An 18,539-nucleotide genomic window follows, 5' to 3' on the forward strand; every position below is an offset into this window, starting at 1 on the left:
GTTGCGGATCAGCGGTGTCGGTCCGTCAGCGCGTACGCGGCGAGCAGGCACAGGCCGCAGCCCGGTACCCACGCGAGCTGGTACCAGTAGAAGAACGGCGTCCCCGCGAGCCGCGGACCGGCACCGGCGTACAGCGGGACCCACAGCAACGCGGCCGCGGGTGCGAGCAGCAGCAGGGCGACGGCGACGCGCCGTAGCCGGGGGTGCCCGGTGCGTGCCATGACCTGTGCTCCTCTCCCGCTCGCTGTCGGTCTGTGCAAGAGTTGCGCACTCGCCGGAAGTGGTGGACACGGCATTCGAGAAAGATTTCCCGCCGGTTTCCTGTCCTCCGGACGGGCCGTCCGCGCAACTCTCGCCCGAGGGCACAGGCACACCAAGGACGGTGACCCATGGCTGACGGCGCCATGACCGCGACGTTCCTCGCCGTGATCGGCGGGGCGTCGCTGCTCGCCGTCACCGCGCGGCGGCTGCGCCCGGTCGACCGGCTGCCCTCCCTGGAGGGCTGGGCCCTGGCCGACCGCTCCCTCGGCCCCGGCTGGACCTGGCTGCTGCTGGGCGGCACGATCTTCACCGCCTACACCTTCACCGCGGTACCCGGCCTGGCCTACGGCAACGGCGCGCCCGCCTTCTTCGCCGTGCCCTACACGGTGATCGTCTGCCCGCTCGCCTTCGTGCTGCTGAGCCGGCTGTGGAGCGTGGCCCGGCGGCACGGCTACATCACCGCCGCCGACTTCGTGCGCGGCCGGTACGGGTCGCCGCCGCTGGCCCTGGTGGTGGCACTGACCGGGATCCTCGCCACGATGCCGTACCTGGCCCTGCAACTGCTGGGCATCAGGGCGGTCCTGACGGCCGGGGGCGTGTACCCGCGGGGCGCTGCCGGGGACCTGGTGCTGGTCGCGCTGTTCGCGGGGCTCGCGGTGGCCACGTACCGGCACGGGCTGCGGGCGCCCACGGTGATCTCCGCGCTGAAGGCGGTGGCGGTGTTCGTCTCGCTCACCGCGGTGACCTGGCTGGTCCTCGCCCGGCTGGGCGGCCCGGGCCCGGTCTTCGACGGCGCGGCGCGGCGGCTGGGCGGCCCGGCGCTACTCCTGTCCCCCGCGCAGCAGCCGGCCTACGCCACGCTCGCACTCGGCTCCGCCCTCGCCCTGCTGATGTACCCGCACGTGCTCACCGCCGGTTTCGCCGCCGACGGCCCCCGCACCCTGCGCAAGGTCTCGGTGGCGCTGCCCGCCTGGACCGGGCTGCTCGCGCTGTTCGGGTTCCTCGGCATCGCCGCCCTCGCGGCAGGGGTGCGGGCGCCGCGCGGCGGTGCCGAGGCGGCCGTGCCGATGCTGGTGGACCGGCTGATGCCGGCGCCGCTGGCCGGCCTGGTGTTCGCCGCGATCACCGTGGGGGCACTCGTCCCGGCAGCGGTGATGTCGATCGCCGCGGCCACGAGTTTCGTCCGGAACGTGTACGTCGAGTACGTCCATCCGACGGCCACGCCGAAGCGGCAGGTGCGGATCGCCAAGGCGGTGTCGCTCACCGCGAAGGTGGGGGCCGTGGCGTTCGTGTTCGGACTGCGCGACCAGGACGCCGTCAACCTCCAGCTGCTCGGCGGCGTGTGGATCCTGCAGATCTTCCCGGCCGTCGCCGTCGGGCTGTTCACCCGGTGGCCGCACCCGCGGGCGCTGCTCGCCGGGTGGGCCGTGGGCATGGCGTCGGGGACCTACCTGGTGGTGCGCGAGGGGTTCTCCTCGATCGTGCCGCTCGGCACCGGCGCCCGGCCGCTGGAGATCTACGCCGGGCTCGCCGCCCTGCTGCTCAATCTGGCCGTCGCGGTGACCGGCACCGCGGTGCTGACCCGCCTCGGTGTCCCGCGCGGCGCCGACACGACCGGCCTGCCGTCCCGCCTGACCGTCCGGCGACGCCCGGAGACGGGAGCGAACACCCCGTGAGACGCAGACAGAACCCCACGCTGCCACCGGTGCCGGCACCGGAACCGGCCGAGCCCCTCGCTCCCCCGGCCGGCGACTCCGCCGACCTGGAGCGCGAGGCCGGTGTCGCCCGCCTCTTCGAGCTGCACTACTCCTCGATGCTGCGCCTCGCCGTCCTGCTCGGCGCCGACGACCCGGAGAACGTGGTGGCCGAGGCGTACTACCAGATCTACCGCAAGTGGCGGCGGCTGCGGGACGCGGCCGCGGCGGAGGCGTATCTGCGCTCCACCGTCTGCAATCTGACGCGGATGCGGATCCGGCACCTTCAAGTCGCCCGCAGACACGAGGAGCACCCGCCGGACGACACGGTCGCCTCCGCCGAGCACGCCGCGCTGCTGCGGGACGACCAGCGCGTGCTGGTCGACGCGCTCCAGCAGCTGCCGCCCCGGCAGCGCGAGGCGCTGGTGCTGCGGCACTGGCTCGGCCTCAAGGAGAGCGAGATAGCCGCCGCGATGGGCATATCCGGCGGTTCGGTCAAGACGCACACGGCACGCGGCATCGCCGCCCTGACCCAGGCGATGGAGGCCCGGCGATGACGCATCGAGACGCGACTCCGTCGCATGGCACCAGTCCCGACCGGGCCGGTCACGGCCGCACCGAGGAGGAGCTCCGCGAGGCGCTCAGGGCGCTGGCGGGCGGGGTGCTTCCCGACCCCGACGCGTACCGCACGGCACGCGGTGAGTGGCTGCGGCGCGAGCGCCGGCGGCGGCTCGTGCTCGCCGTGCTGATCGCCGTCGTCTTCACGCTGGCCACCCTGATCGGCCTCTGGGTGCTCAACCAGGCCCCGTCGGACCCGGGGGTGATCTTCTCGGGCACGCGCGCCCCGGTCGCCGACGGCCCGTCACTCCCCCGGCCCTCGCCCTGATTGCCGCGCCGACTTGCCGGGAACCCGCACTGCGTGGACCCGAGCATCGAGGACTACGCGCTCATCGGCGACGAACAGACCGCCGCCCTGGTCGGCACGGACGGATCCGTGGACTGGCTGTGCCTGCCCCGCTTCGACTCGGCCGCCTGCTTCGCCAAGCTGCTCGGCGACGAGGACAACGGCTTCTGGCGCATCGCCCCCGTGGGGGCGGACCGGTGCGCCCGGCGCGCCTACCGCCGCGACACCCTCGTCCTGGACACCGAGTGGGAGACGGCGCACGGGAAGGTCCGCGTCACCGACCTGATGCCGCAGCGCGACCAGGCCCCCGACCTCGTACGCGTCGTCGAGGGCCTGGACGGCGAGGTGACGCTCCACAGCGTCCTCAAGCTGCGCTTCGACTACGGCTCGATCATCCCCTGGGTACGCCGGGCCGACGGCCACCGCGTCGCCGTCGCCGGACCGGACTCGGCCTGGCTGCGCAGCGAGCCGGAGGTGCCCAGCTGGGGCGAGGACTTCGGGACGCACGCGGAGTTCACGGTCCGCAAGGGGGAGAAGGTCGCGTTCGTCCTCACCTGGCACCCCTCCCACGTGGAGCGCCCGCCGCTCGTCGACCCGTACGAGTCGCTGCGCCACAGCGTGGAGGACTGGCGGGCCTGGGTGTCGCGCTGCCGCTACGACGGACCGTACCGGGACGCCGTCGTCCGCTCCCTGATCACCCTCAAGGCGCTCACCTACGCCCCGACCGGCGGCATCGTCGCCGCCGCGACCACCTCACTGCCCGAGGAGCCGGGCGGGGTGCGCAACTGGGACTACCGCTACTGCTGGCTGCGCGACTCCACCCTCACCCTGGGCGCGCTGCTGGCGGTGGGTTATCAGGAGGAGGCCGAGGCCTGGCGGAACTGGCTGCTGCGCGCGGTCGCCGGCGACCCGGCGGACCTCCAGATCATGTACGGCGTGGCGGGCGAGCGACGGCTGCCCGAGTTCGAGCTGCCGTGGCTGTCCGGCTTCGCCGGGTCCGCCCCCGTACGCGTCGGGAACGACGCCGTGAACCAGCTCCAGCTGGACGTCTACGGCGAGGTCATGGACTCCCTGTCGCTGGCCCGCGAATCGGGCCTGTCCGCCCAGCCGGACGTGTGGGCGCTGCAGACGGCCCTGATGGACTTCCTGCGCACCCACTGGCGGCAGCCGGACGAGGGGCTGTGGGAGGTGCGCGGCAGCCGGCGCCAGTTCGTGCACTCGAAGGTGATGGTGTGGGTCGCCGCCGACCGTGCCGTACGCACCCTGGAGCACCATCCGGAGCTGGACGGCGACCTGGACGGCTGGCGCGCGCTGCGCGAGGAGGTGCACCGCGAGGTGTGCGAGAAGGGCTACGACCCCGCACGCAACACCTTCACGCAGTCGTACGGCTCGCGCGAACTGGACGCCGCGCTGCTGCTCATCCCGCGCGTCGGTTTCCTGCCGCCCGACGACCCCCGGGTGATCGGCACCATCGACGCGGTCCGCGAGGAGCTGGACCACGGCGGCTTCCTGCGCCGCTACACCACCGACGGCGCGGACGACTCGGCCGTCGACGGACTGCCCGGCTCCGAAGGCGCCTTCCTGGTGTGCTCGTTCTGGCTCGCGGACGCCCTGCACATGACGGGCCGTACGAAGGAGGCCCGGGAGCTGTTCGAGCGGCTGGCGGGACTCGCCAACGATGTCGGCCTGCTGTCCGAGGAGTTCGACCCGGTGACCGGCCGGCAGCTCGGCAACGTCCCGCAGGCGTTCAGCCACATCGGTCTGGTGAACACCGCCCTCGCCCTGTTCGGGGCGGACGGGGCAGGATAGGGACCATGGATCTTGGACTGAAGGACCGGGTGTACATCGTCACCGGGGCCACCCGGGGCCTCGGCAACGCCGCCGCGCGCGAGCTCGTCGCGGACGGGGCGAAGGTGGTCGTCTCGGGGCGGGACGAGAAGAACGTCGCCGACGCGGCGGCCGCGCTGGGCCCGAACGCGGTCGGGGTGGCCGTCGACAACGCCGATCCCGACGCGCCGGCCCGGCTGATCGGGGCCGCGCGGGAGCACTTCGGCCGCTTCGACGGTGTCCTGGTCAGCGTGGGCGGGCCGCCGGCCGGGTTCGTCGCCGACAACACGGACGAGCAGTGGCAGGCGGCGTTCGAGTCGGTGTTCCTGGGTGCGGTGCGGCTGGCTCGCGCCGCGTCGGCCGAGTTGAGGTCCGGGGGTGTCATCGGGTTCGTGCTGTCCGGGTCGGTGTACGAGCCGATTCCGGGGCTGATGATCTCGAACGGGCTGCGACCGGGGCTGGCCGGGTTCGCCAAGTCGCTCTCCGACGAACTGGGTCCGCGGGGAGTTCGGGTGGTCGGGGTGCTTCCCGGGCGCATCGACACGGACCGCGTGCGCGAGCTGGACGCGTTGTCGGCGGATCCCGAGGCGACCAGGGCGGCGTCGGAGTCGCGTATTCCGTTGCGGCGGTACGGGGCGCCCGAGGAGTTCGGGCGGGTGGCTGCGTTCCTGCTGTCGCCCGCGGCTTCCTATCTGACCGGGGTCATGGTGCCGGTGGACGGCGGGGCGCGGCACGGATTCTGAGCGCCGTTTGCGTCGGGACCGTCAGCTCACCCGCTCCGCACCGTGCTTGACCCCCCGCAGGCGTACCTCCGCCGGCAGTGACGCGAGGCCCGCCGCTGTTCTGGCGTGGGTCAGGGCGCCGGTCGTCAGGTCGTGCAGGGCCGTGCCCGGGTCCACGTGCGGTTCCAGGGCGAGCCGTACGCGGGCCTCGGGGGCGCTGCGGCGGCCCCTCAGGCGGGCGCGGGCCCGGTCGACGCCGTCGATCTGTGCCGCCTCCTCGGTGAGGGCGTCCTCCAGGGCCCGGCCGCGCAGCAGGGCTCCCTCGCCGTCGCCGGTGTCCACGAGGACCTCGGCGAGGCGGCGCCGGCGGAGCACCGCGACCAGCCACCACAGGAGGAGCAGCAACAGCACGGCGAGTACGGCGATGACGACCGGCCACCACCAGCCGTCGTCCCGCCAGCGAGTGCGTTCGGCGTTGCTCAGCAGCACGTCGTGGCGGCTGTCGTGGATCCACCACGAGGGTGCCGGAGCGCCGAGGCCGACGGCCAGCACGGAGCCGCCCAGCACCAGCAGGACGAGGCCGACGAGCCCCAGGAACACGCGGTTGACGACCCTGAGCATCGCGGTCACTCCTTCCGGCCGGGCCGCCGTACGCGCACCGACAGCGAGGGCGGCCGGGAGAGTCCCAGTCCGCTGATCGCGTCGGTGAGCACGGCGTCCAAGTCGGCTCGTACGTCGTCCAGTTCACGGAAGTGCGACACGGCGCGGGCGGCCGCCCGCCTGCGGCGCACCCGCACCCGTACCGACTGCACACCGGCCACCGCCATGGCCCGGTCGCGCAGCGCGGTCGCGGCGGCGTCCCGGTCCAGTCCGGCGCGTACGTCGGCGTGCGTCCGCCGCATCGGGAGCACGTGCCGCAGGCCGGGCGTGGCGGCCAGGACCAGCAGCCAGAGCCCGAGGGCGGCGGCGACCCCGGCCCCGACGAGCACCCAGGTGTCGTCGAGGGGCCGTTGGGCGAGCTGCCGGGCCAGCTCCCGGCGCCAGCTCATGCCGGGCCGGTCGGCGCGCACGGACACGATGTCGTAGAGGAACAGTCCGGTCAGTCCCAGGAGCAGCAGGGCGACGATGCCCGCCGGGACGCGGCGTGGCGACCAGAAGCGGCCTTCGCGGCCGCCCTCGCTCTCGTACACGGGCGGCGTTCCGTCCCCGCCCGCCTGCGCGGACCGGTCGGGTCCGGTGCCGGTCTCCGGCTTCTGGAGGACGGGCAGCCGCTGTGTGGTGCCCTCGGGCTCGGGCTCGGGCGGTTCGGTGGCCCGGGGTTCGCTCATCGCGTCCTCCCCTGTACCGCGCCGGGCCCGGCGGCCAGGTGCAGCCGCTCCACCTGGACGACGACCTCCGGCACCTGCATTCCCACCAACGCGCCTACCCGCTCGACGACTCGGCGACGCACCTGGCGGCAGCGCGCGCCGACGTCGCTGGGGTAGTCGAGTTCGACGTGGACACGCACATGCGCGATGTCGTGGCGGACGGCGACGGTGGCAGACGGACGGGCGGCGTCGGGCGGCAGCGCTCCGACGGCTTCGAGGGCCGCCTGCGAGGCGATCTTCGCGACGACCCGGTCGGCGATCCGGGTGGCGCCCCGCCCGCCGGGCGGGACGACGGTCAGGGGTCTGTCGAGCTCACCGGCCCCCGCGCTCACGGCCGTCACCGCCGCCGTTCACGGGAACGGAAGAAGTCGCCGAAGTCCATGTCCCCCTCCAGGAACCGGCCGACGACCAAGCCCACGGCGCCCAGCGCCGCCACCAGCAGGAAGGCGCCGAATCCGCCGAAATACCCGGCGAATGCCAGTGCCATGCCGGCGATCATGCCGGCGACGGCCATGCTCATACTGCGCTCCTCAGCTTCTCGGTCGCTGCGCTCTGCGGGGCGGGTGGCTCACTGGATCCGGCGCTCCGGTTCCTCTTCCTCCTCGTCCGGCAGCTTCACGTCGCTCACGGCGATGTTGACCTCGACGACCTCGAGTCCCGTCATCCGCTCGACGGCGGTGATGACGTTCTCCCGTACGTCCCGGGCCACATCGGCGATCGCCACGCCGTAGACGACCACGATCTCCAGGTCGAGGGCCGCCTGCACCTCGCCGACCTCGGCCTTCACGCCGCGCGACACCGATTTCGCGCCGCCGGGCACGCGGTCGCGCACGGCTCCGAAGGTGCGGGACAGGCCGCTGCCCATGGCGTGCACGCCGTCGACATCGCGTGCGGCGAGTCCGGCGATCTTCTCCACGACGCCGTCCGCGATGGTCGTCCGCCCCCGTGAGCCGGGGTCTCCCCCGCCACGCTTGGTCAGCGGACTCCTGCGCGCCGCCGACGTCTCGGTCTCCCCGCCACGGTTCTCGGTCATGTCAGTCATCGCCGTGTGTCCTTTTCGTCGTCCTTCGACAACGGTAAGCATGGTTGCGTGGATACGCGCCTTTGATACGGCAGGCTGGAGGAATGACGGCCGACGGGTGGACGCAGGCAGTGAGACATCAGCTGAGCCTCGGCAGGCTGCTGCCGCTGGGTGATGCGCGGGACGGCGCCTGGATCGCCGAGCGGGCGGCCGAGGCGGTGTTGCGGCGCGCGGCGGGGGACGCGCCGGGCGTGCGCCTCGACGCGCTCCGTGTCGCGCTCGCCGATCCGGCGGACACCGGGAGACCGGCCGTGCCGGCCCCGCCGAGCGGTCTGCCGCCCGGTCCGCTGCGGGTGACGGCGGAGTTCGCGGCCACGGCCTCGCAGCCGCTGACGACGACGGCGTCCCTACTGCGGGCGACGCTGGCGGCGGCCGCGACGCAGCGGCTCGGTCTGACGGTGACGGACGTGGATCTGCGCGTGACGGGCCTGCTGGACGAGAAGGCGGAGCCGCCCGGGCCCGCCGCGCCGCTCCCCGAGCCGCCGCGCGCCGCGCAGGCCGGGGGCGACGACGAGGGTCGCGTCGCCGCCGCGGCGCTCAAGGTCCCGGGCGTGCTCCGGCTGACCGGCGCGCTGGGCCACCCCGTGCACATCGAGGAACTCCCGGGCGAGACCGCGCTGCCGCACCGCCACGTCCGGCTGGAAGTCGCGGTACGCGAGGACCACCGGGCCCGTGACGTGGCACGCCAGGTCCGCACCGCGGTGCGAACGACCCTGCCGGACCATCCGACGGTGGCGGTCCTGGTGAGCGGGATCGGCTGAGGGAGCGCCCCCGCCGGCACGAGGGGGCACTGAGCCCGCACGCGCCGGCCCAGCGACAGCACGGACACCGCGCCCTGTGGGGCACCGGCCGTGGGGCGTCCGCAAGGGGGCGCCCGCCGACCGGCGGCACGGGGTGGTGTTGGGCCCGCCATGGGGCATTCGCCGGCCGGCGACACGAGCTGCCGCCGCATCCTGCAGTGCCACCCCAGCGACAGCACGGCGGGCGCGCCCTGTGGGGCACAGGCCGTAGGCCACGGGGGCGTCCGCCACCCGGCCGCACAGGTCGGCGGTGGGCCCGCCCTGGGGCGCAGACCGGGGCCGCCCGCCACCCCGCGGCATGGGGTGCCGCTGCGCCCGCCCGGCGGCCCAGCCTCAGCGCGGGCACCGCGCCCTGTGGGTCACCCGCCGGGGGCGGACCGCCACAGCTTGGGTATCCGCACCAACAGCGCATGCGCACGCTCGGCGGCACGAGGTGGCGTTGGGCCCGCCGTGGTGCCGGCGCAGGCGTCGTGCAACCGGTCGCGGCCCCCTGGTGACGGCCGTACTACGGTCGGCTCAGTCGCCGACGCCCGCGAGGTCGCGCAGGCGGCGGGCCTGGGACTGGCGTTCCGCGGCGCGCTGGGTCTCGTAGGAGCGGTCCTGGGCGCCGCGCAGCAGTGCCTTGGTCTCGACGACCGCGTCGCGGGGCGCGGCGAGCACGGCCGAGACGAGGTCGCGGACCGTGTCGTCGAGCTGGTCGGCGGGCACGGCCACGTTGGCCAGCCCGGTGTTCACGGCCTCGTCGGCCGTGACGAAGCGCCCGGTCACGCAGATCTCCAGCGCGCGGGCGTATCCGACGAGTCCCACCAGCGGATGCGTCCCCGTCAGGTCGGGCACGAGTCCGAGGCTGGTCTCGCGCATGGCGAACTGCACGTCGTCGGCGACGACGCGCAGGTCGCAGGCAAGAGCGAGCTGGAAGCCCGCCCCGATGGCATGCCCCTGGACAGCGGCGACGGAGACGATGTCGCTGCGCCGCCACCAGGTGAACGCCTCCTGGTACTCGGCGATGGTCGCGTCCAGCTCGGCGTCGCTGCCACGCGCGAGGTCGATGAACGACGGTTCCCCGTCGAAGCCCTCGGGCGTGAACGCCTGCCGGTCGAGACCGGCCGAGAAGGACTTGCCCTCGGCCCGCAGCACCACGACGCGGACGGAGCCCGGCAGCTGCCGGCCGGCCTCGGTCAGCGCCCGCCACAGAGCGGGGCTCTGCGCGTTGCGCTTGGCCGGGTTGGTCAGCGTCACCGTGGCGATCGCGTCGTCGACGGTGAGCCGTACGCCGTCCTTGTCGAGTACGGGAACGAGGTCCTTGTCGGGCGAAGCCATGGACGCCTCCGATGTGTGCGGTCAGCTAAGTGACTGCACAGTAACCACCCGGTCGATCAGCCGACCGACCGGGTGGCCACCATCGGAGCCGAGGGGCCACCCGGGGTCAGGCCGTGGCCTTCTTGCCCCGGGTCGCCCCGCCACGCCCTCGCAGCGTGACACCCGACTCACTGAGCATGCGGTGTACGAAGCCATACGAGCGGCCGGTCTCCTCGGCCAACGCCCGGATGCTCGCACCGGCGTCGTACTTCTTCTTCAGGTCTGCCGCGAGCTTGTCGCGCGCGGCGCCGGTCACCCGGCTGCCCTTCTTCAGAGTCTCGGCCACCCGTGCCTCCTCATGGGAAGTGCGCTCTGGTCTCCTCATGATCACCCCTCCGGGCCCTGATGGCCACCCATTCGGCAAGGTCCGTGAGACAAGGTTGTGACGACGGGAGCGCGTCCCCACAAACGGAATACAGAATTCCGAAGAGTGGCGTCCGTACGCCCGAACGGATTCACACGGGAAAGGCCAGGTCAGAAAGGCGTCGCGGCCGAGCCCGGAAGAATCGGGGGCTCGGCCGCGAAATCGATGTAGGACACACCTCGGTACGAGGAGATCTCACACAGATGATGGATCACCGCTAGGCCGAATGATCCATACGCCGTTGATCACGTATTCGATCAAGCGAGGGCGACGAGATCCGCGTAGTCGGCGCCCCACAGGTCCTCGACGCCGTCCGGCAGCAGGATGATCCGCTCCGGCTGGAGCGCCTCGACGGCGCCCTCGTCGTGCGTGACGAGGACGACCGCGCCCTTGTACGTGCGCAGCGCGCCGAGGATCTCCTCACGGCTGGCCGGGTCGAGGTTGTTGGTCGGCTCGTCGAGGAGCAGCACGTTCGCCGAGGACACCACCAGGGTGGCGAGCGCCAGGCGGGTCTTCTCGCCGCCGGAGAGGACACCGGCGGGCTTGTCGACGTCGTCGCCGGAGAACAGGAACGAGCCGAGTGTCTTGCGGATCTCCACCAGGTCCAGGTCGGGGGCGGCCGAGCGCATGTTCTCCAGGACCGTGCGCTCCGGGTCGAGAGTCTCGTGCTCCTGCGCGTAGTAGCCGAGCTTGAGGCCGTGCCCCTCGATGACCTTGCCGGTGTCGGGCTCCTCAGCCCCGCCGAGAAGGCGGAGCAGGGTCGTCTTGCCCGCGCCGTTGAGGCCGAGGATGACGACGCGCGAGCCCTTGTCGATGGCCAGGTCGACGTCGGTGAAGATCTCCAGCGAGCCGTATGACTTCGACAGGCCCTCGGCCATGAGCGGGGTCTTGCCGCACGGCGAGGGCTCGGGGAAGCGCAGCTTGGCGACCTTGTCGGACTTCCGCTCGGCCTCCAGGCCGGCCAGCAGCTTGTCCGCCCGGCGGGCCATGTTCTGCGCGGCGACCGTCTTGGTGGCCTTGGCCCGCATCTTGTCGGCCTGGGAATGCAGCGCCGAGGCCTTCTTCTCGGCGTTCTGCCGCTCGCGCTTGCGGCGCTTCTCGTCGGCCTCGCGCTGCTGCTGGTAGAGCTTCCAGCCCATGTTGTAGATGTCGATCTGGGCGCGGTTGGCGTCCAGGTAGAACACCTTGTTGACGACCGTCTCGACCAGGTCGACGTCGTGGGAGATCACGATGAAGCCGCCGCGGTAGGTCTTGAGGTAGTCGCGCAGCCAGACGATCGAGTCGGCGTCGAGGTGGTTGGTCGGCTCGTCGAGCAGCAGCGTGTCCGCGTCGGAGAACAGGATCCGGGCCAGCTCGATACGGCGGCGCTGACCGCCGGAGAGCGTGTGCAGGGGCTGGCCGAGCACGCGGTCGGGCAGGTTCAGCGCGGCGGCGATGGTGGCGGCCTCGGCCTCGGCGGCGTACCCGCCCTTGGTGAGGAACTCCGTCTCCTGGCGCTCGTACTGCTTGAGGGCCTTCTCGCGGGTGGCGCCCTGGCCGACCGCGATGCGCTGTTCGTTGTCGCGCATCTTGCGGATCAGTACGTCGAGGCCGCGCGCGGAGAGGATGCGGTCGCGGGCGAGGATGTCGAGGTCGCCGGTGCGGGGGTCCTGCGGGAGGTAGCCGACCTCGCCGGAGCGGGTGATGGTGCCGCCGGCGGGCATGCCCTCCCCCGCCAGGCACTTGGTCAGGGTGGTCTTCCCCGCGCCGTTGCGGCCGACCAGGCCGATGCGGTCGCCCTTGGCGACACGGAAGGTGGCGTTTTCGATGAGGACGCGGGCACCGGCGCGCAGCTCGATACCGGAGGCGGAGATCACGGACAGACTCCAGGGCGGATACGGGGGCGGGATGGGCGGCTGAGGACGTTCCCGCCGTCTAATGCGCGAGGAGAAAGGCCATGGGGGACAGTCTAACGGGGCAGTGCAACCACTTTTTCTGCGTGCGGGTGTTCGGTTCGTCTCGCCGGGTCGTTGTCAGTGATGGGTGCCAGACTGGGCAGCAGAAGGGAGTGATCGGTATGGCAGGCACGTCCGGCGGGCGTCCGAGCATCTATCCGACGTTGCTCTACGCCGACGCGAAGGCGGCCATCCGGCAGCTCACGGAGGCCTTCGGATTCACGGAGCTGTCGGTGTTCGAGGGCGAGGACGGCGCGGTGATGCACGCCGAGCTGGTGCAGGGCGACGGCGCGGTGATGATCGGCAGCAAGGGCACCGGCAGCGTCTTCGACAAGGCCATGAGGGACGCGGGCACGACCGGGGTGTACGTCGTCGTGGACGACGTGGACGCGCACCACCGCCGCGCGGTGGACCACGGCGCGGAGATCCTGATGCCCCCGACGGACCAGGACTACGGCTCGCGGGACTACATGGCCCGGGACCTCGAGGGCAACGTGTGGAGCTTCGGGACGTACGCGCCGGAGATATCCGGCTGACGGCCCGGCCCGGGGTCCTAGCTGCCGCCGGTGTGCACCTGGAATGCGGCCCGGCGTACGGCCTTGGCCAGGGCCGGGTCGGGGTGCGCCGCGGCGAGGGCGACCAGGACCTGCACGGTCCGCGGATGGCCCACGGCGCGCACCTCGTCCAGCAGCATCGGGACGGTCGGCTGCACGGCGGACTCCAGGTGGCGCACGAGCAGCGGGGCCTCACCGTGGTCGGCGACGGCGGCCGCGGTGTCCACCCACAGCCAGGTCGCCTCCTCCCGGGTGAGGACCTCGTGGGCGTCCTCGGGGTCGGTGCCGTCGTGCTCGGCCAGCCACAGCAGCGCGTACGGCCGGAGCGTCGGCTCGTCCAGCACGGCGCGGACGTCCGGCTCGGCTGGGGCGCCGACCACGCGCAGCGCCTCGAAGGCGAGGCCGCGCAGCAGGGCGTCCTCGCCCCGGGCGGCGCCGAGGAGTTCGGTGACGGCGCTGCCGACGGGACGGGCGGCGAGCCAGGCCCGGTACTCGGCGCGGGCCGCGTTCGGGCGCAGCTGGGCGCAGCCGCGGAGCATGTCCTCGGCCGCCTGCTCGATGTTCCCGGCGGGGCTCTGCGCGGCGACGCAGATCTGCTCCAGTTTGACCCAGACGGCCCAGCTGCCGAGCGGCGTGAGCGTGGCCTGGCCGTCGCCGTAGGTGAGGGCGCCGACGGAGGCGAGGGCGCGCAGGGCCCAGTCGAGGAGCGGGGCGAGGGGGGCGTCGGTGGGCGCCGGTTCGGCCTGCGGTTCGGGCTGCGGGCCGTAGGGGATCTCGCAGCGTGCGGTGCGCAGCTCGGTGACGCGCTGCTCCAGCAGGTCGAGGAGCTGCTCCACGGGGACGGGGCCGGCGGACAGCTGGAGGAACGAGAGCACCTGCGGCATGGCCGAGACGACCTCGGCGACGGCGGCGGGCTCGTGGTCCTCGGGTTCCGGATAGGCGAGCGACCAGGCGTCGAAGAGGGCGACCCAGCCCCGCAGGACGGCACTGTCGTCGCGGTCCCAGGCGCGCAGCCGCCAGCCGGGGCGGGCGCTGTCGCCGTGCACCTCGACGAGACCGGCGAGCCGTGCGGTGTCCCAGTCGGCTCTGACCTGATCCGGGGTCAGGCCCAGCTCGTGGGCGGCCCGTTCGGCGGTCGCGGCGGAGAGGGTGGCCTTGCCGTCGGCGGTGGCGCTGCCCCGGCCGGGGCCGAGCTCGGTGTCGGCCCAGCGGGCGACGCGGGCCGCGTCGGCCAGACCTGAGCGTGCCATTCCGGCCAGCTCCGCCGGTGCCGGGGTGCCCTCCGGGGGGCGCGGTGCGGGGCGGCGCGAGCGCCGCTGGTTCATCGCTCTGGGGGCGGCGGCCAGGGGTCGCGGGCGGACGAGTCGAAGCCTGGAGTCGCGCGGGATACGGGACGTCACGAGGGCAGTCTTCCGGTTGACGGTCCGAAAACCCAAACGGAATGTCACGGCGGGCGACGGGGATGGCCAACGCACGGGGTCCCATGAGTGGTCGAGGGCCGCAAACAGGCCAGTGGTACGACGCTAAACGGAATCATCACGACCGGTCAGCGGGGAAGGGGGACCGGGAGGTGGTTGCGACAGGGTGAAGGGGGCGTGAACCAGGGGGTGCGCGTGGCCAGGGGGTCACATGAGAGGTGTCAGGAAGCGTCGCAGGGCTTCCTCGTAGGCCTGCGGGTCGGCGTTCCACATCGCACTGTGGGGCGCGTTGCCGACGGTGCGGAAGGCGATCATGTCGGGGCGGGCGTCGGCGAGCCGGCGGGAGAGCTGCCAGGGAGCCACCGTGTCGTCCGGTCCGTGGAAGACGAGTGCCGGGACCCGGAGCCCGGCGGCGGGGGACGCGCCCGGGGCTCGGTCGCCGTACAGACCGGTGCGGCCCTGGGCGGCGCGGACCGCCAGGGGCAGCAGCACGCGGGGGGTGCGGCGGGCCGCGGCGAGGGCGCGCAGGGTGGTCTCCCAGCTGAGCACCGGGGAGTCCAGGACGAGCCCGGAGACGCGGTCGCGCAGGTCCGAGTGCGCGGCGGCGCGCAGGGCCATGGTGGCGCCGGTGGACCAGCCGTGCAGGACGACCTGCCGGGCGCCGTGGCGCACGGCGTGGCGGATCGCCGCGTCGAGGTCGCGCCACTCGGTCTCGCCGAGGTGGTTCAGGCCGTGGGGCGGGCGGGGCGCGCCCAGGTCGCCGCGGTAGGAGAGGGCGAGCACCGGGAAGTGGTTGCGGTGCAGGAACCCCATGACGTTCATGGCGAGTTCCCGGGTGGTGCCGAGGCCGTGCACGGCGATCACCCAGGTGTCCCGGGCGCCGGGCACGAACCACGCGGGCAGGGCGCCGAGTTCGCCGGGGATGTCGATGTCGGCGTGTTCGATGCCGAGGGCGGCACTCGGGTTGCCGACGTACAGGTTCGGGGTGAGCCAGGCCTTGTCGCCGGGTTCCAGGGTGCCGTGCGTGACCCGCTCCAGGCGGCGTACGACGGTGTCGGCGGTGTCCGAGGCGTCGGCCAGGACGGGTCCGACGACCGCGTGGGAGCCGTCGCCGGACAGGCCGTAGCGGCCGGGCCGCAGGGCGGCCAGGTCCCGGGTGAGGCTGATCTGCCCCGCGGCGGTGCCGTGCACGGTGAGCCGGGGTTCGGTGGGCAGGGGCCTGCCGGGAGTCGCCTTCAGCGCGGCGTCACTGGCGAACCGTCCGGCGGCCACGGCGGCCGCACCGACTCCGAACAGGGCGGTGACGGCAGCGGCCGTCGCTCTGGCAGTGCGCACGTCACCAGTGTCCCGGCGGACCGGGCGACGGACCAGTGGGCGGCAGCGGCGGGGTGAGGAGGAGACAGCGGCGGGGTGACCGGGGCGGCAGGTCAGCGGCGCTGGCCGTAGCCCCGTAGCTGCTCCTGGACCTGCGCCAGCTGCTCGCCCGACAGCAGGCTCGGGGACAGCCCCGGGACCGATGTGGCGGTCAGCCACAGACGGCACATCCATTCCAGCTGGGCCGTGCGGTCGTAGGCCTGGTCGAGGGACGCGCCGTGGGTGACGGTGCCGTGGTTCTGGAGGAGACAGCCGGAGCGGTCGGCGAGGGCGTGGAGCATGTTCTCGGCCAACTCGTCGGTGCCGTACGTGGCATACGGGGCGACCCGGACGGGTCCGCCGAGCGCGGCGGCCATGTAGTGGATCAGCGGCAGCTCGCTCACGAGCGTCGAGACGGCCGTCGCGTGCACGGCGTGGGTGTGGACGACGGCACGGGCGCCGGTCGTGCGGTAGACCGCGAGGTGCATGGGCAGCTCGCTGGTGGGGACGAGCGCGCCGAGGACCTGCCGGCCGTCGAGGCCGACTCCCGTCACGTCGTCCGGCTGCAGCCGGTCGTAGGGGACGCCCGACGGCGTGACCAGGACCGTGTCCCCGACGCGCACCGAGACGTTCCCCGACGTGCCGACGACGAGCCCGTCGGAGACGGTCCGGCGGGCCGTCGTGACGAGCTCCTCCCAGGCGCGCGCCTCCTCGGGACGCACGCCCCTCCGCCGCGACTCCCCCGCATCCTGTCCGCCGTCCCGGACGTCCCCGGCGCCTCGTCCGTCGCCTCGCTGCTCAGCCATGCGGCGATCCTGCCAGGCAGGTCCTCAACGCGCCGCCGGGCGGGTCCACTTCAGGCCGGAAGTCGCGCCTACGGAAATTCGCATACCAGGACAGATACCCTTGACGCGTATACGAACCTGGTCCCGCCCCCAGGACGGAACGGCAACCCTCGATTGCAGACACCCCGGCGCCCCCCTCAGTTCATCTTCCGTTCACTCGGGTTACCTACGTTCGACTGGCCAACGACCTCGAACGATTGCCTGGGTAAATGGAAAGCTTCTCGCTGATCCTCGCGATTGTGGTGGTAACCGCACTCGCGTTCGATTTCACGAACGGTTTCCACGACACCGCGAACGCGATGGCCACGACCATTTCCACGGGCGCCATGCGGCCCAAGGTCGCCGTCGCCATGTCGGCCGTCCTCAACCTGGTCGGCGCCTTCCTGTCCGTGGAAGTCGCCAACACGATCTCCAAAGGCCTCGTCGACGAGGCCGGCATCCGTCCCGAGGTCATCTTCGCCGCCCTGGTCGGCGCGATCCTCTGGAACCTGGTGACCTGGCTGGTCGGCCTGCCGTCCAGTTCCTCGCACGCCCTGATGGGCGGCCTGATCGGCGCCACGATCGCCTCGGCGGGCGTCGGCGCGGTGCACGGTGACGTCCTGGTCACCAAGGTGCTGATCCCGGCAATCGCCGCCCCGCTGGTCGCGGGCGTCGCGGCACTGCTCGCCACCCGGCTGACGTACTCCCTCGGCAAGAAGGCCGACGGCAAGGCCTCCGAGAAGGGCTACCGGGCCGGCCAGATCGCCTCCGCGGGCCTGGTCTCCCTGGCCCACGGCACCAACGACGCCCAGAAGACGATGGGTGTCATCACCCTCGCCCTGGTGGCCGGCGGCGCCGTCGCCCCCGACTCCGACCCGCCCACCTGGGTCATCCTCTCGGCGGGTCTCGCCATCGCGCTCGGCACGTACCTCGGCGGCTGGCGCATCATCCGCACCATGGGCAAGGGCCTGACCGACCTCCGGCCGCAGCAGGGCTTCGCCGCCCAGACCAGCGCCGCCACGGTCATCCTGGCCTCCTCGCACATCGGCTTCTCCCTCTCCACCACCCACTCCGTGTCCGGCTCGGTGATGGGCGCGGGACTCGGCCGCAAGGGCGGCGTCGTCCGCTGGTCGACGGCGACGCGGATGTTCGTCGCGTGGGGCCTGACGCTGCCGGCGGCGGCCCTGGTGGGCGCGCTCGCCGAGTACGTCACCGGCTTCGGCAGCTGGGGCACCGCGGTCGTGGCCGTCTTCCTCGTCGCCTCCAGCGCGGCGATCTGGAAGCTCTCGCGGCGTGAGGTCGTCGACCACACCAACGTCAACGACGCCGACGAGGCGGAGCCGGCCGGTGTGGTGACCACGGCGATGGCCGCGGTGACACCGCCGCCGGCGGGTGGCACGGCCACGGACGAGCCGAGCGCCACGATCCCGGCGCCGGCCCCGGTCGAACGCCGGCCCTCCACCACGACCACCCCGGTCTGATCCCGCCCACTCGGTTACAAGGAGAACCTCTGCCATGAAAATCGACTGGGCGGCCCTCGGCTCCGTCTTCGGCGTCAGCCTCGTGGTCACCGTGGCCCTCGTGGGCCTGTTCACCCTCGGCATCACCGGCCTGTCCCGCCGCGAGCGGGCGGCCGCCGAGGGCGGGACCGCGGGACTCGCGGTGACGGGCGCCTACGCGTGCTTCGCGGCGTGTGCGGCGGCTGTGGGATACGGGATCTATCTGATCGTGGCCTGATCACGGTCACTTCTGCCGGGCGGTACGGGACTTCGGTCCTGTGCCGCCCGGTTGTCGTGTGGCGGGGGCGCCAAGTCGGCGTCGGGGCGCCGGTGTGGGCTTCTGCACACTCTCCCCACGCAGGTCAACGGCAAGTTGACGGCTGATCCCGGCCGTGGTGGACTGCCGGGGCCAGTACGGCGGCAGGAGAGGAAGCCGGTGGAAGTCCGGCGCGGTCCCGCCACTGTCACCGGGGTAGCAATCCCCGGGAGCCAGGAACTCTCACCGCCGGTCTAGTCGAACCAGGGCGTGGACACCCTGAGTGAGGACATATCGCCATGCGCGGCTGCCGATCGAGGTT

General features: G+C 72.9%; 21 protein-coding genes and 1 riboswitch. Of the genes, 9 read left to right on the forward strand and 12 right to left on the reverse strand.

The window, feature by feature from the left end:
* Positions 1-8: 8 nt before the first annotated feature.
* Positions 9-221, reverse strand: a complete 213-nt coding sequence (locus tag QF034_RS08725) for a DUF3311 domain-containing protein (RefSeq protein ID WP_307174383.1) — start codon at positions 219-221, stop codon at positions 9-11.
* A 168-nt stretch (positions 222-389) separates the two neighbouring features.
* On the opposite strand from QF034_RS08725, the gene QF034_RS08730 reads away from it, so the two are divergent.
* From QF034_RS08730 to QF034_RS08750, 5 genes are read left to right on the forward strand one after another with little or no spacing between them, the layout of a single operon-like run.
* On the forward strand, positions 390-1,937 hold the full coding sequence (locus QF034_RS08730; RefSeq protein ID WP_307174384.1) for a sodium:solute symporter family protein: 1,548 nt from the start codon (positions 390-392) through the stop codon (positions 1,935-1,937).
* On the forward strand, positions 1,934-2,512 hold the full coding sequence (locus QF034_RS08735; protein WP_370880774.1) for a sigma-70 family RNA polymerase sigma factor: 579 nt from the start codon (positions 1,934-1,936) through the stop codon (positions 2,510-2,512). The genes QF034_RS08730 and QF034_RS08735 overlap by 4 nt, the downstream gene beginning before the upstream one ends.
* Positions 2,509-2,841: a hypothetical protein gene (locus tag QF034_RS08740; protein WP_307174385.1), complete on the forward strand. Its 333-nt coding sequence runs from the start codon at positions 2,509-2,511 to the stop codon at positions 2,839-2,841. The genes QF034_RS08735 and QF034_RS08740 overlap by 4 nt, the downstream gene beginning before the upstream one ends.
* 33 nt (positions 2,842-2,874) lie before the next feature.
* Positions 2,875-4,668 (forward strand): glycoside hydrolase family 15 protein, encoded by a 1,794-nt coding sequence (locus tag QF034_RS08745; protein ID WP_307174386.1) that lies wholly within the window; start codon positions 2,875-2,877, stop codon positions 4,666-4,668.
* Between the two features lie 5 nt (positions 4,669-4,673).
* On the forward strand, positions 4,674-5,429 hold the full coding sequence (locus QF034_RS08750) for an SDR family oxidoreductase (RefSeq protein WP_307174387.1): 756 nt from the start codon (positions 4,674-4,676) through the stop codon (positions 5,427-5,429).
* Between the two features lie 21 nt (positions 5,430-5,450).
* Here QF034_RS08750 and amaP read toward each other — a convergent pair whose 3' ends face one another.
* The 5 genes from amaP to QF034_RS08775 are packed head-to-tail and all read right to left on the reverse strand — an operon-like array spanning position 5,451 to position 7,817.
* Positions 5,451-6,029 carry an alkaline shock response membrane anchor protein AmaP gene (gene amaP, locus QF034_RS08755; RefSeq protein ID WP_370880775.1) on the reverse strand — a complete coding sequence of 193 codons (579 nt, stop codon included), beginning with the start codon at positions 6,027-6,029 and terminating at the stop codon, positions 5,451-5,453.
* A 5-nt stretch (positions 6,030-6,034) separates the two neighbouring features.
* On the reverse strand, positions 6,035-6,736 hold the full coding sequence (locus QF034_RS08760; protein ID WP_307174389.1) for a DUF6286 domain-containing protein: 702 nt from the start codon (positions 6,734-6,736) through the stop codon (positions 6,035-6,037).
* Positions 6,733-7,116, reverse strand: a complete 384-nt coding sequence (locus tag QF034_RS08765; protein ID WP_307174390.1) for a hypothetical protein — start codon at positions 7,114-7,116, stop codon at positions 6,733-6,735. The genes QF034_RS08760 and QF034_RS08765 overlap by 4 nt, the downstream gene beginning before the upstream one ends.
* Entirely contained in the window at positions 7,113-7,295 is a 183-nt protein-coding gene (locus QF034_RS08770; RefSeq protein WP_086561224.1) for a hypothetical protein, read from the reverse strand. Before QF034_RS08770 ends, QF034_RS08765 begins: the two co-directional genes overlap by 4 nt.
* A gap of 48 nt (positions 7,296-7,343) precedes the next feature.
* Positions 7,344-7,817 (reverse strand): Asp23/Gls24 family envelope stress response protein, encoded by a 474-nt coding sequence (locus QF034_RS08775; RefSeq protein ID WP_306968164.1) that lies wholly within the window; start codon positions 7,815-7,817, stop codon positions 7,344-7,346.
* Positions 7,818-7,900: 83 nt separating this feature from the next.
* On the opposite strand from QF034_RS08775, the gene QF034_RS08780 reads away from it, so the two are divergent.
* A complete protein-coding gene (locus tag QF034_RS08780; protein ID WP_307174391.1) occupies positions 7,901-8,617 on the forward strand; it encodes a nucleopolyhedrovirus P10 family protein in 717 nt (238 codons plus the stop codon).
* Between the two features lie 555 nt (positions 8,618-9,172).
* Here QF034_RS08780 and QF034_RS08785 read toward each other — a convergent pair.
* From QF034_RS08785 to QF034_RS08795, 3 genes are all read right to left on the reverse strand, one after another.
* Complete coding sequence (locus QF034_RS08785) at positions 9,173-9,976, reverse strand: enoyl-CoA hydratase/isomerase family protein (RefSeq protein ID WP_307174392.1); 804 nt, start codon at positions 9,974-9,976, stop codon at positions 9,173-9,175.
* A gap of 106 nt (positions 9,977-10,082) precedes the next feature.
* Entirely contained in the window at positions 10,083-10,301 is a 219-nt protein-coding gene (locus tag QF034_RS08790) for a helix-turn-helix domain-containing protein (protein ID WP_010037790.1), read from the reverse strand.
* Between the two features lie 335 nt (positions 10,302-10,636).
* Positions 10,637-12,235: an ABC-F family ATP-binding cassette domain-containing protein gene (locus QF034_RS08795; RefSeq protein ID WP_307174393.1), complete on the reverse strand. Its 1,599-nt coding sequence runs from the start codon at positions 12,233-12,235 to the stop codon at positions 10,637-10,639.
* Positions 12,236-12,435: 200 nt separating this feature from the next.
* On the opposite strand from QF034_RS08795, the gene QF034_RS08800 reads away from it, so the two are divergent.
* On the forward strand, positions 12,436-12,849 hold the full coding sequence (locus tag QF034_RS08800) for a VOC family protein (RefSeq protein WP_307174394.1): 414 nt from the start codon (positions 12,436-12,438) through the stop codon (positions 12,847-12,849).
* 17 nt (positions 12,850-12,866) lie between these two features.
* Here the strand turns inward: QF034_RS08800 and QF034_RS08805 are convergent, their stop codons facing one another.
* From QF034_RS08805 to QF034_RS08815, 3 genes are all read right to left on the reverse strand, one after another.
* Positions 12,867-14,267: a hypothetical protein gene (locus QF034_RS08805; protein WP_370880776.1), complete on the reverse strand. Its 1,401-nt coding sequence runs from the start codon at positions 14,265-14,267 to the stop codon at positions 12,867-12,869.
* A 225-nt stretch (positions 14,268-14,492) separates the two neighbouring features.
* Positions 14,493-15,620, reverse strand: coding sequence for an alpha/beta hydrolase (locus QF034_RS08810; protein WP_307174395.1), 1,128 nt, complete (start codon positions 15,618-15,620; stop codon positions 14,493-14,495).
* Positions 15,621-15,712: 92 nt separating this feature from the next.
* A complete protein-coding gene (locus QF034_RS08815; RefSeq protein WP_307174396.1) occupies positions 15,713-16,444 on the reverse strand; it encodes a class II aldolase/adducin family protein in 732 nt (243 codons plus the stop codon).
* A gap of 248 nt (positions 16,445-16,692) precedes the next feature.
* Between QF034_RS08815 and QF034_RS08820 the strand changes: the two genes are divergently transcribed.
* A complete protein-coding gene (locus QF034_RS08820) occupies positions 16,693-17,943 on the forward strand; it encodes an inorganic phosphate transporter (RefSeq protein ID WP_307174397.1) in 1,251 nt (416 codons plus the stop codon).
* A gap of 34 nt (positions 17,944-17,977) precedes the next feature.
* Complete coding sequence (locus QF034_RS08825) at positions 17,978-18,199, forward strand: hypothetical protein (RefSeq protein ID WP_086564952.1); 222 nt, start codon at positions 17,978-17,980, stop codon at positions 18,197-18,199.
* A 141-nt stretch (positions 18,200-18,340) separates the two neighbouring features.
* A riboswitch (cobalamin riboswitch) is annotated at positions 18,341-18,479 on the forward strand.
* Positions 18,480-18,539: the final 60 nt, after the last annotated feature.

This window comes from Streptomyces africanus, from assembly GCF_030816955.1.
In the GTDB taxonomy this organism is placed as follows: Bacteria; Actinomycetota; Actinomycetes; order Streptomycetales; family Streptomycetaceae; genus Streptomyces; species Streptomyces africanus.

What these genes read in the sequence shown, in the direction of transcription:
- QF034_RS08725 (WP_307174383.1), bottom strand. Translation starts at nt 221, where the DNA reads ATGGCACGCACCGGGCACCCCCGGCTACGGCGCGTCGCCGTCGCCCTG.
- QF034_RS08730 (WP_307174384.1), top strand. Translation starts at nt 390, where the DNA reads ATGGCTGACGGCGCCATGACCGCGACGTTCCTCGCCGTGATCGGCGGG.
- QF034_RS08740 (WP_307174385.1), top strand. Translation starts at nt 2,509, where the DNA reads ATGACGCATCGAGACGCGACTCCGTCGCATGGCACCAGTCCCGACCGG.
- QF034_RS08750 (WP_307174387.1), top strand. Translation starts at nt 4,674, where the DNA reads ATGGATCTTGGACTGAAGGACCGGGTGTACATCGTCACCGGGGCCACC.
- amaP (WP_370880775.1), bottom strand. Translation starts at nt 6,029, where the DNA reads ATGCTCAGGGTCGTCAACCGCGTGTTCCTGGGGCTCGTCGGCCTCGTC.
- QF034_RS08760 (WP_307174389.1), bottom strand. Translation starts at nt 6,736, where the DNA reads ATGAGCGAACCCCGGGCCACCGAACCGCCCGAGCCCGAGCCCGAGGGC.
- QF034_RS08770 (WP_086561224.1), bottom strand. Translation starts at nt 7,295, where the DNA reads ATGAGCATGGCCGTCGCCGGCATGATCGCCGGCATGGCACTGGCATTC.
- QF034_RS08775 (WP_306968164.1), bottom strand. Translation starts at nt 7,817, where the DNA reads ATGACTGACATGACCGAGAACCGTGGCGGGGAGACCGAGACGTCGGCG.
- QF034_RS08780 (WP_307174391.1), top strand. Translation starts at nt 7,901, where the DNA reads ATGACGGCCGACGGGTGGACGCAGGCAGTGAGACATCAGCTGAGCCTC.
- QF034_RS08785 (WP_307174392.1), bottom strand. Translation starts at nt 9,976, where the DNA reads ATGGCTTCGCCCGACAAGGACCTCGTTCCCGTACTCGACAAGGACGGC.
- QF034_RS08800 (WP_307174394.1), top strand. Translation starts at nt 12,436, where the DNA reads ATGGCAGGCACGTCCGGCGGGCGTCCGAGCATCTATCCGACGTTGCTC.
- QF034_RS08815 (WP_307174396.1), bottom strand. Translation starts at nt 16,444, where the DNA reads ATGGCTGAGCAGCGAGGCGACGGACGAGGCGCCGGGGACGTCCGGGAC.
- QF034_RS08820 (WP_307174397.1), top strand. Translation starts at nt 16,693, where the DNA reads ATGGAAAGCTTCTCGCTGATCCTCGCGATTGTGGTGGTAACCGCACTC.
- QF034_RS08825 (WP_086564952.1), top strand. Translation starts at nt 17,978, where the DNA reads ATGAAAATCGACTGGGCGGCCCTCGGCTCCGTCTTCGGCGTCAGCCTC.